This is a genomic window from Ferrimonas sp., from assembly GCF_048263965.1.
Taxonomy (GTDB): Bacteria; Pseudomonadota; Gammaproteobacteria; order Enterobacterales; family Shewanellaceae; genus Ferrimonas.
This window is the reverse complement of sequence record NZ_JBLXDO010000001.1, coordinates 120953-131573: the sequence shown is the minus strand read 5'-3', so window position 1 is coordinate 131573 and position 10621 is coordinate 120953. Positions and strand designations below refer to the sequence as shown.

The 10621-nt window shown below is 61.8% G+C and carries 8 protein-coding genes; 1 reads left to right on the top strand and 7 read right to left on the bottom strand.

Annotation, left to right across the window (positions count from 1 at the left end):
* Positions 1 to 9: 9 nt before the first annotated feature.
* The 7 genes from ACN0RV_RS00610 to ilvC all read right to left on the bottom strand — a co-directional run bounded on the left by ACN0RV_RS00610 (position 10) and on the right by ilvC (position 8653).
* Positions 10 to 1092, bottom strand: a complete 1083-nt coding sequence (locus ACN0RV_RS00610) for an efflux RND transporter periplasmic adaptor subunit (RefSeq protein ID WP_417344634.1) — start codon at positions 1090 to 1092, stop codon at positions 10 to 12.
* A 279-nt stretch (positions 1093 to 1371) separates the two neighbouring features.
* Positions 1372 to 2910, bottom strand: coding sequence for a threonine ammonia-lyase, biosynthetic (gene ilvA / locus ACN0RV_RS00605; protein ID WP_417344632.1), 1539 nt, complete (start codon positions 2908 to 2910; stop codon positions 1372 to 1374).
* Positions 2910 to 4745 carry a dihydroxy-acid dehydratase gene (gene ilvD, locus ACN0RV_RS00600; protein ID WP_417344630.1) on the bottom strand — a complete coding sequence of 612 codons (1836 nt, stop codon included), beginning with the start codon at positions 4743 to 4745 and terminating at the stop codon, positions 2910 to 2912. Before ilvD ends, ilvA begins: the two co-directional genes overlap by 1 nt.
* A 15-nt stretch (positions 4746 to 4760) precedes the next feature.
* Positions 4761 to 5738: a branched-chain amino acid transaminase gene (locus ACN0RV_RS00595; RefSeq protein WP_417345374.1), complete on the bottom strand. Its 978-nt coding sequence runs from the start codon at positions 5736 to 5738 to the stop codon at positions 4761 to 4763.
* Between the two features lie 11 nt (positions 5739 to 5749).
* The gene (ilvM, locus tag ACN0RV_RS00590; protein ID WP_028107959.1) at positions 5750 to 6001 is read right to left on the bottom strand and encodes an acetolactate synthase 2 small subunit; all 252 of its coding nucleotides are present in this window, start codon (positions 5999 to 6001) and stop codon (positions 5750 to 5752) included.
* Positions 5998 to 7650, bottom strand: a complete 1653-nt coding sequence (gene ilvG / locus ACN0RV_RS00585; RefSeq protein ID WP_417344628.1) for an acetolactate synthase 2 catalytic subunit — start codon at positions 7648 to 7650, stop codon at positions 5998 to 6000. The genes ilvM and ilvG overlap by 4 nt, the downstream gene beginning before the upstream one ends.
* A gap of 4 nt (positions 7651 to 7654) precedes the next feature.
* Complete coding sequence (ilvC, locus tag ACN0RV_RS00580) at positions 7655 to 8653, bottom strand: ketol-acid reductoisomerase (RefSeq protein WP_286340821.1); 999 nt, start codon at positions 8651 to 8653, stop codon at positions 7655 to 7657.
* Between the two features lie 408 nt (positions 8654 to 9061).
* Here ilvC and ACN0RV_RS00575 point away from each other — a divergent pair, with 408 nt between their 5' ends.
* Positions 9062 to 10582 carry a YifB family Mg chelatase-like AAA ATPase gene (locus ACN0RV_RS00575; RefSeq protein ID WP_417344626.1) on the top strand — a complete coding sequence of 507 codons (1521 nt, stop codon included), beginning with the start codon at positions 9062 to 9064 and terminating at the stop codon, positions 10580 to 10582.
* The last annotated feature ends 39 nt before the right edge of the window (positions 10583 to 10621 follow it).

The window sequence follows — 10621 nt, the reverse complement described above, 5'->3', positions numbered from 1 at the left end:
GGGTACCCCTTAGAGTTCCACGGCGTTGGAGATGGTCACCGGAGTGCCGTTCTCCAGCTTGGAGGTACCCGCATTGACCACCTGCATCCCGGGCTCCAGGCCACTGAGGATGGAGACCAGATCGCCCCGCTGCTCGCCCACCTGGACATAGATACGACGAGCCACCTGCTGGCCTTTGTCGTCTTTCTCCACCACGAACACCGCATCACCGAAGGGGCTGTAGGCCACGGCGGTGCTGGGGACCACGATGGGAGTCAGGGTGTCGCGCATCAGCAGTCGGATGTCGGCGTACATGCCCGGGTGCAGCTCGCCGGTCTGGTTAGGCACCTTGGCACGGATGGCGATGTTACGGGTGTTCTCGTCCACCTTGGCTTCCACGGCGATCACCTGACCACGGAACTCCTTCTCAGGGGCGGAGCTGACGTGGAACACCACCTCCTGACCTGTGTACAGGCTGGGCAGGTACTGCTCGGGCACGGAGAAGTCGGCGTAGAGAGAGCGGATATCCTGCAGAGTCACCAGGGCGTCACCATTCTTGATGTACTCACCCATGGAGAACTTGCGAATACCCAGTACCCCGGTAAAGGGCGCACGGATGTTCTTCTTGGCAATGGTGGCCCGGGTCTGCTCGACGTTGGCGTTGGCCACCTTAAGGTCGGCGCTGGACTGGTCGAAATCGGTCTCGGAGATGTTGTTCTTGCGGAACAGGCCTTCGTTGCGCTTGAACTTGATGGCCGCCAGCTCCGCCTGGGCCTGGTAGCTCAGCAGGTTGGCCTGCTCCACATCGTCGTTCAGGGTGATCAGCAACTGACCGGCTTCCACCTGCTGGCCACTCTTGAACAGGATGCCATCGACGATGCCGGACACCTCCGCCGCCAGCTCGATCCCCTCGATGGCGTTCAGGGTCCCCACGCTGGCCACCTGGGGACGCCAGCTTTCGGTTCGGGCTTCCACCACAGAGATGGTCTCAGGTGGCGGTGTGTACGCCGCGAACCGAGCCATGCCCTCTTGAATCTGTTTGAACTTGATGCCGCCGATGATTGCCAGAATCACCAGCAGACCACCCACAACCAAGGCAAAGCGCTTGAACATTACCGGACTCCTTGTGGCCGGGAATTTAATCCGGCCGACCATACTGAGAGGGATTCAGGGATCGGATCCCACTGCCCCAAATTTGATTGAGCGCAGTTTACAGACATGCACGTATGTATGTCCAAAGTGCGAATGTAACCAAGTGTATAAACCGTGACACAGATCACAAGAGTTACATCAGTATGGGGCGGCTTCCATGAAAAGGGTATGTGAGATCACACAGGCCCCATGAGTATGGGGCCTGTTGATGAACAGAGTATGGACAATCTGCTTGGCAGGTCAGCGCAGGAAGTAGCGGTAGGCGGCGGACTCGGTCACTTCACGACACTCCAGAGGCAGGGTCGCCAGGAAACCGCTGAGCTCCTCATCCCCCTTTTCACCGCACTCCAGCCCCATCAGCACCCGACCGTAGGCGGCACCGTGATTGCGATAGTGGAACAGAGAGATGTTCCAGCGCTGGCCCAGGCGAAGCAGAAACTGCAGCAGGGCTCCAGGATGTTCCGGGAAGGTCACATGGAACAGGCGCTCGCGCACCGGCTCTGGGGGCTGTCCGCCCACCATGTAGCGCACGTGCAGTTTGGCAGTCTCATCCTGTGACAAGTCCTCATGAGGGTAGCCCTCCCGGGACAGCTTCTGCCGGATTCTGGCCAACTCCTCGGCATCGGCGATGCGAAGGCCGACGAAGATGTTGGCACTGTCCCGCCCCGCCAGCCGATAGTTGAATTCGGTGATGGATCGCTGACCCAGCAGTTGGCAAAAGCGCAGGAAGCTGCCCTTCTTCTCCGGAATGGTCACCGCCAGTACCGCCTCTTTGCCCTCACCCAGTTCACAACGCTCGGAGACGTAGCGCAGGCTGTGGAAATTGACGTTGGCCCCGGACAAAATGGCGGCCAGCCTCTCATCGCCTTGACGCCCTTCGCGATAACGCTTCAGCCCCGCCAGGGCCAGGGCTCCGGCGGGCTCGGCGATGGCCCGGGTGTCTTCGAAGATGTCCTTCACCGCCGCACAGATCTCATCGGTGCTGACGGTGATCACCTGATCCACGCACTGCTGAGCCACCCTGAAGGGTTCCTCACCGATGCGCTTCACCGCCACCCCGTCGGCAAACAGCCCCACCCTGTCCAGGGTCACCGGGTAGCCAGCCTCCAGGGCGGCCTTGAGACAAGCGGCGTCTTCCGGCTCCACCCCAATCACCTTGATGTGGGGTGCCAGGGCCTTAATGTAGGCGGCTACGCCCGCCACCAGACCACCACCGCCCACGGGCACAAACACCGCATCCAGCTGACGCTGTTGTTGCAGCAGCTCCTGACCTATGGTGCCCTGACCGGCGATCACCGCCGGGTCGTCGAAGGGAGGGATCAGGGTCAGCCCCTGGTTCTCGGCCAACTCACGGGCGTGACCATAGGCGGCATCGAAGTTGTCACCGAACAGCACCACCTCACCGCCGTGGCCGCGAACCGCATCCACCTTGATGTCCGGCGTAGTCGCCGGCATCACGATCACCGCCCGGATCCCCAGGCGGCTGGCAGAGAGGGCCACTCCCTGAGCGTGGTTACCGGCGGAGGCCGCCACCACGCCACAGGCGCGTTTCGGCTCCGACAACTGATGGATGCAGTTGTAGGCGCCGCGAAGCTTGAAGGAGTGCACCGGCTGCTGATCTTCCCGCTTCAGCCACACCTGCGCCCCCAATCGGGCGCTGAGTTTGGCCATGGGGTCCAGGCTGGTGAATCTGGCCACGTCATACACCGGCGCCATCAGGATACGGCGCAGGTACTCCTGAGCCAGATCCTGAGTCTGTGGCTTAGGCAGGGCGGCCATCAGTCACTCTCCAGCTTGGTCAGATCCCGCACCGCGCCCATGTCGGCGCTGGTGGCCAGCATGGCATAGGCCTTCAGCGCCGGACTCACCTGGCGCTGACGGTTGTGCGGCTTGAAACTGCAGTTGGCGGCACGCTCTGCCAGTGTCTGTTCATCCACCTCAAGGACTATGGTGCGCTGAGGAATATGGATACTGATGGTATCGCCATTCTCCACCAGGGCGATCACCCCGCCGCTGGCCGCCTCGGGAGAAACGTGACCGATGGAGAGCCCCGAGGTACCGCCGGAGAAGCGGCCGTCGGTGATCAGGGCGCACTTCTGCCCCAATCCCATGGATTTCAGATAACTGGTGGGATAGAGCATCTCCTGCATGCCCGGCCCCCCTTTGGGCCCCTCGTAACGGATCACCACCACTTCACCGGCCTGGACCTCACCGTCGAGGATGCCGGCCACCGCCGCCTCCTGGCTTTCATAGACCCGGGCAGGCCCGGAGAAGGTCAGACAGTCGTCCGGCACCCCGGCGGTTTTCACTATGCTGCCATTGGGCGCCAGGTTACCGGAGAGCACCGCCAGTCCCCCTTCGGAGGAGTAGGCGTGCTCGACGCTGCGGATGCAGCCGTTCTCACGATCGTCGTCCAGCTCCTGCCAGCGGCAGGACTGGGAAAAGGCCTGGGTGGTGCGCACTCCGGCGGGGCCGGCGCGATAAAACTCCAGCACACTCTCCTCTGTGGTGCCCTTGATGTCGTAACGCTCCAGCACCTGCCCCAGGGTACCGCCGGCCACATGGGGCACACTGGTGTCCAGCAGGCCGCCACGGGCCAGCTCCGCCAGCAGGCCGATGACGCCACCGGCACGGTGCACATCTTCCATGTGGTAATCCGGGGTGGAGGGGGCCACCTTGCACAGCTGGGGCACCTGGCGGGACAGGGCATCCATATCCTCCATGGTGAAGGCCACCTCCGCCTCCTGGGCGGCGGCCAGCAGGTGCAGCACCGTATTGGTGGAACCGCCCATGGCGATGTCCAGCGCCATGGCGTTGCCGAAGGCGGCGCGGGTGGCGATGCCCCGAGGCAGGGCGGTCTCGTCCTCCTCCTGATACCAGCGGCGGCACAGGTCGACGATGCGCTTACCCGCTTCCAGGAACAGCTGCTGACGATCGCTGTGGGTGGCCAGCATGGAGCCGTTGCCCGGCAGGGACAGGCCCAGGGCTTCGGTCAGGCAGTTCATGGAGTTGGCGGTAAACATGCCGGAGCAGGAGCCGCAGGTGGGGCAGGCACTGCGCTCCACCTGTTCCGCCTGCTCATCGGAGACATTGGGATCGGCGGCCTGGACCATGGCATCCACCAGGTCCAGCTTGATCAGCTGCTCAGAGAGTCGGGTCTTGCCCGCCTCCATGGGGCCACCGGAGACGAAGATCACCGGGATGTTGAGACGCAAAGACGCCATCAGCATACCTGGGGTGATCTTGTCACAGTTGGAGATGCACACCAGGGCGTCGGCGCAGTGGGCGTTGACCATATACTCTACCGAGTCAGCAATCAGTTCCCTGCTGGGCAGGGAGTAGAGCATACCGCCATGGCCCATGGCGATGCCGTCATCCACGGCGATGGTGTTGAACTCCTTGGCGACCCCGCCGGCTTCCTCAATGGCACCGGCCACCAGCTGGCCCATATCCTTGAGATGCACATGGCCGGGGACAAACTGGGTAAAGGAGTTGGCCACCGCAATAATGGGTTTGCCGAAGTCCTGATCCGTCATACCTGTGGCACGCCAGAGGGCTCGGGCCCCCGCCATATTCCGACCCGATGTGGAGGTCGCTGATCTCAGTTTCGGCATTATTCTACCCTTTTATTACAACACTTTTGCCGTGGTACAGGCGGCAAACTCCTGCTTGTTTTCCTGCTCTTCGCTGACGTAGTCCAGCCAGCCCCACTTGTCTTCGGTGACACCACTGAACAGGCCAAAGAAGGCCGCCTGCATGTCGGCGGTGATGGGACCGCGTTCGCCTTCGCCAACCTGGATGCCATCCACCGAACGGACAGGCACGATCTCGGCGGCGGTGCCGGTCATGAAGATCTCGTCGGCCAGGTAGAGCGCTTCGCGGGCCAACGCCTCCTCCTTCACCTGATACCCCGCATCACGGGCCAGGGTGATGATGGTGTCCCGGGTGATACCGGGCAGAATGGCGGCGGTCACCGGCGGGGTGATCAGTACGCCGTTCTTCACCAGGAACAGGTTCTCACCTGCGCCTTCGGAGATCTGGCCATTGGTGTCCAGGGCGATCCCCTCGGCATAACCGTGGCGCTTGGCCTCACCGGAGATCAGCTGGGAGGAGAGGTAGTTGCCCCCGGCCTTGGCGCCGGTGGGCATGGTATTGGCCGCCAGGCGATTCCAGGAGGAGACGCACACATCCACCCCCTGCTTGGTGCTCTCTTCACCCAGATAAGAGTGCCAGGGGAAGGAGGCCACGATCACTTCTGCCTGACTGCCCGGAGGCACGTTCAATCCCAGGCCGACGTTACCGAAGAACGCCAGTGGACGGATATAGGCACTGTCCAGGCCGTTGTCGACAATGGTGTCACGGCATGCCTGCTCCAGCTCCGCCGGGGCATAGGGGATGGGCATCCGGTAGATCTTGGCGGAGTCGTACAGGCGCTGAATGTGCTCCTGCAAGCGGAATACCGCCGGTCCCCTGGGAGTATGGTAAGCACGGATCCCCTCGAACACCGAGGAACCGTAATGCAGGGCATGGCTAAGAACATGTACCTGGGCATCCTGCCAGGGCATCATCTTGCCGTTAAACCAGATAAAGTCCGCTTGGCTCACAATGTGCTCCTTAATTAGCCGTTGGCGATGCGCGCCTGGGAGATCTCCAGGCGACAATTCTTTACGTCGTACAGCTTGTCCAGCTGACGGGTCAGATGCTCAATGGGGCGCTCGCTGGCAACGGTCACCGCAATGTTGGCCTTCCGATCCATGCTGCTCATATGCATATGGCACACGGTAAAGCCACGGTGGCGGGTCACCCGCAGTACACGCTCCAAAACCTCTGGCGCCGGGTTCATCTCGATATACAAAGTGTGCTGACTCATGACTGCTTCTCCATCATATCGCTATTGGATGCCCCGGGTGGTACCAGAGGCCAGACGTTTTCTTTCTCGGAGATGGACACGTGTAACAGGAAAGGTCCATCGCTGTTTATCAGTTGTTCCAGAGCCTCTTCCACCTGGTCTTCACGCCAGATGTGCGCTCCGGGGATGTCGAAGGCCGCCGCCATGGCAACGAACTCCGGATTATCAGACAGGTTGGTTTCGCTGTAGCGCTCTTCGAAGAACAGCTCCTGCCACTGCTTCACCATGCCCAGGCGCTGGTTGTCCAGCAGCAGAATCTTCACCGGCAGCTTGGCCCGCTTGATGGTGGTCAGCTCCTGGCAGTTCATCATGAAGGAACCGTCTCCGGAGACCACCAGCACCGGCTTATCCGGATGGGCAAACTGAGCGCCGATGCCCACTGGCAAGCCGAAGCCCATGGTGCCCAGGCCAGCACTGGAGAGGTGAGTCTCCGGGCCATCGAACTCCATATGCTGAGCCACCCACATCTGATGCTGGCCCACATCACAGGCCACGGTGCTGCCCTTGGGCAGGCGATCGGAGATGGTCTTGAGCAGCCTGGGGGCAAAGATCCCCTCGAAGGGAGCGTCGTAGCTGAAGGCCCAGTCTCGGGAGCGCTGGTCACAGAGTTCACGCCACGGACCACACTCCAGCGCCATCGCCATGGCCGGCAGCACCTGCTTGAGGTCGGCGCTGTGGCTCAGGTGGGCTGCCTTTCTCTTGGAGAACTCCGCCGGGTCGATGTCCAGGTGAATCACCTGGGCGTCCGGGGCGAAGGTATCCAAGCGGCCGGTTACCCGGTCGTCGAAGCGGGCGCCGACGGCGATCAGCAGGTCACACTCCTGAACCGCCATGTTGGCCGCCTTGGTGCCGTGCATGCCCAGCATCCCCATGTAGCCTGGGGTGCCAGGAGCCACGGCGCCGATCCCCTTGAGGGTGGCCACCGAAGGCATGCCCGTGATGGCGATAAACTGGCGGAGCTCAGCAACGGCGTCCGCCATACCAACACCACCGCCCACATAGAGCACAGGGCGTTTGGCCGCTTTCAGCATCTGGTGAGCCTGCTCCAGAGGAAAGTCACCGATGCCGGCGGTGCCATTGGTGTGGGCCGTCAGGGGCGGGTGATACTCCACCATCCCCTGCTGAATGTCCTTGGGAATGTCCACCAGTACCGGGCCAGGCCGCCCCTCTGCCGCCAGGGCAAACGCCTGCTGCAGGGTGTCACACAGCTCATCGGCATGACGCACCAGGAAGCTGTGCTTGGTGCAGGCCAGAGACAGGCCCAACACATCAATCTCCTGAAAGGCATCGGTGCCTATGGCCGCATTGGGTACCTGGCCGGTGATGGCGACCAGCGGAATGGAGTCCATGTACGCGTCCGCCAGGGCAGTCAACAGATTGGTGGCGCCCGGACCTGAGGTGGCAATGCACACCCCGGTCTTGCCAGAGGCACGGGCGTAACCAATGGCGGCGAAAGCCGCCCCCTGCTCATGGCGAGTCAGGGTGTGGTTGACGGACGAGTCGAGCATGGCATCGTAAACGGGCATGATGGCACCGCCGGGATAGCCAAACACGGTATCCACCCCGAATCCTTCCAATGTACGAATTACTGCTTCCGCTCCGCTGATCATCGGCTTACTCCCCTCGGTTCAACCAGCTCATGCGGCTGCGCAATTCGGCACCAACCTTCTCGATTGGGTGCTCACACTCCGCCTTCTGGGCGGCTCGGTAGTTGGTGCTGCCAGCCTTGTACTCTTCCACCCACTGACGGGTGAACTCGCCGGACTGAATCTCAGCCAACACCTGCTTCATGGTCTCCTTGGCGCGGTCATCGACGATGCGGTCACCACGGGTCAGGGCGCCGTAAGCCGCCGTGTCGGAAACGAACTCATGCATGCGGGAGATGCCGCCCTCGTACAGCAGGTCAACAATCAGCTTCAGCTCGTGCAGACACTCGAAGTACGCCAGCTCAGGCTGGTAACCCGCCTCAACCAGGGTCTCCCAACCCTTGCGTACCATGGCCACCGCGCCACCACACAGAACCGCCTGCTCACCGAAGAGATCGGTCTCGGTCTCCTCCTTGAAGTTGGTGGTCAGTACACCGCCACGGGTGCCGCCGATGGCATCGGCGTAAGCCAGAGCCTTGGCGTGGGCGTAGCCGGTCGCATCCTGGTGAACTGCCATCAGGCAGGGAACACCGGCGCCCTTCTCATACTCGGTACGAACCAGGTAACCCGGTCCCTTGGGGGCCACCATGGTCACGTCGATGTTGGCGGCGGGCTCGATCATGCCGTAGTGAACGTTCAGGCCGTGGCTGAACATCAGCATGGCGCCCTCTTTGATGTTGGGCTCGATGTGCTCCTTGTAGCAGTCCGCCTGGGCCATATCGGGGATCAGCACCATAACAACGTCGGCGTCGCGTACCGCTTCGGCGAAGGGAACAGGCTGCCAGCCCTCCTCTTCCGCCTGCTTCCAGCTGGCGCCGCCAGGGCGCAGGCCGATGACTACATTCACTCCGCTGTCGCGCAGGTTCAGGGACTGGCCGCGGCCCTGGCTGCCATAGCCGAGGACAGCGACGGTCTTGCCTTGCAATAAACTCGGGTTGGCGTCAGCTTGGTGATACATCTGGGTCATGGTTGCTTCTCTCCGTGGACTACAGGGTAAAAAAAACCCCCCGGACCTTTCGGTGCGGGGGGTGGCTGTTTGGTTGACGTCTAGGCTGATTGTGCCTGAACCAAACGCGTTCCCCCGCCGGTGATAATAATCACCACGGTCAGGACCACGACTAGGACTAGGTTCAGGGTTACAGGCATCATCGGTTCGATTCCTACGTCTTTTTCTCTTCTTGGTGACCCCCGCAAAGGCGTTTTGCGGACAGGTCGAAATTTAAGCTTATTTAGAATTAGCACACCCAAATTAACGATGCAAAGAAAATTTTCCATTTGTGAGAAAAAGAGAAATGTAACCAAATATTACAAACACAGTGTTCTCTGAGAAGGCGCTAAAATGGAGGGTAACCACGCAGTTGCAAGGAGGCAATTTATGGCGTTGGCTCAAGTTTTTACCCGTGCCGAGCTGGGGATGGACGCCCCGCTGATCCGGGTGGAGGTTCACATCAGTGGCGGCCTGCCCAGCGTCACTCTGGTGGGGTTACCGGAAGCGTCGGTGAGGGAATCCAGAGAGCGGGTTCGCGCTGCTCTCAACAGTTGCGGCTTTCAGTTTCCTGCCCGCCGGGTCACCGTCAACCTGGCCCCGGCAGAGCTGCCCAAACAGGGGGGACGCTTCGATCTGGCCATCGCCCTGGGGATTCTGTGCGCCACAGACCAACTTCCGGAATCATGCATCAAAAATCGGGAATTTTTCGGAGAGCTGTCCCTATCTGGCGAGATAAGACCCTGCTCCGGATTACTGCCCGCCGCCCTGGCTGCCAAGGCACAGGGGCGGCAGATGGTGGTCCCCACCCAAGGCAGCGCCGAACTGTCCCTGGTCCCTGAGCTGGATGCCCTGAAGGCCCCCAGCCTGCCTCAGTTGGTGGCCGCCTTGACCGGCCAGGCACCGCTGGACTCCATACAACCGGACCCATTTCGACCAGACACGCTACCTCAATGTAAAGATCTCAGTGAAGTGATCGGCCAGCAGCAGGGGAAACTGGCACTGATGATCGCCGCCAGCGGCGGACATAATCTGCTGCTGATGGGCCCTCCCGGCACCGGCAAGACCATGCTGGCCAGCCGCCTGTGCGATCTCCTTCCCCCTCTGCCGGTGGAACCCGCCCTGGAAGTGGCGGCCATCCACTCTGTGGCCGGCCTGCCTCGGACTCCGGCCCAACTGCTGCAGAGGCCGTTTCGCGCCCCCCACCACTCCAGTTCGGCGGCCTCTCTGGTGGGGGGAGGCAGCCTGCCCAAGCCCGGAGAGATCTCCCTGGCGCACCATGGGGTATTGTTTCTCGATGAGCTGCCCGAATTTCCCCGCACAGTGTTGGACAGCCTGCGGGAACCCTTGGAGTCTGGCGAGGTGGTGATCTCCCGCGCCGCCGCCAAGCTGCGTTACCCGGCCCAGTTTCAGCTGGTGGCGGCGATGAACCCCAGCCCCTGTGGCGAAACCGGCCCTCAAAGCCGCTCCACCCCGGAACAGATCCGCCGCTACCTGGGAAGACTCTCCGGCCCCTTTCTGGACCGATTCGACCTGACGGTGGAGGTGGCCAGGTTGCCGCCAGGAGAGTTAACCCGTCAGCATCAACCTCAGGGGCTGACCACAACCCAGGCCAGAGATCAGGTCCTGGCCGCCCGAGAGCGGGCACTAAGCCGACAAGGGATCCTCAATGCCCGGCTCTCCCCATCGGCATTAGGCACCGAGGCCAAGATAGAGCAGGATGCCGCCGCCTTCGCCGAACAGGGGCTCAATCGGCTTGGGCTCTCGGTTCGGGCCTTCCATCGCATTTTGCGGGTCAGCCGCACCCTGGCGGATCTTCAGCAGCAGGAGAGAGTCACCCGATCCCACGTGGCCAAGGCCTTTGGCTTCAGGGCCATGGACAAGCTGATGGCACAACTGAGGCTGGAGTAGTACAGAAACAAAGGCAGATCCGCCTTGAGACACTGGTCA

What these genes read in the sequence shown, in the direction of transcription:
- ilvC (WP_286340821.1), bottom strand. Translation starts at nt 8,653, where the DNA reads ATGACCCAGATGTATCACCAAGCTGACGCCAACCCGAGTTTATTGCAA.
- ACN0RV_RS00575 (WP_417344626.1), top strand. Translation starts at nt 9,062, where the DNA reads ATGGCGTTGGCTCAAGTTTTTACCCGTGCCGAGCTGGGGATGGACGCC.
- ACN0RV_RS00610 (WP_417344634.1), bottom strand. Translation starts at nt 1,092, where the DNA reads ATGTTCAAGCGCTTTGCCTTGGTTGTGGGTGGTCTGCTGGTGATTCTG.
- ilvG (WP_417344628.1), bottom strand. Translation starts at nt 7,650, where the DNA reads ATGATCAGCGGAGCGGAAGCAGTAATTCGTACATTGGAAGGATTCGGG.
- ilvM (WP_028107959.1), bottom strand. Translation starts at nt 6,001, where the DNA reads ATGAGTCAGCACACTTTGTATATCGAGATGAACCCGGCGCCAGAGGTT.
- ilvA (WP_417344632.1), bottom strand. Translation starts at nt 2,910, where the DNA reads ATGGCCGCCCTGCCTAAGCCACAGACTCAGGATCTGGCTCAGGAGTAC.
- ilvD (WP_417344630.1), bottom strand. Translation starts at nt 4,745, where the DNA reads ATGCCGAAACTGAGATCAGCGACCTCCACATCGGGTCGGAATATGGCG.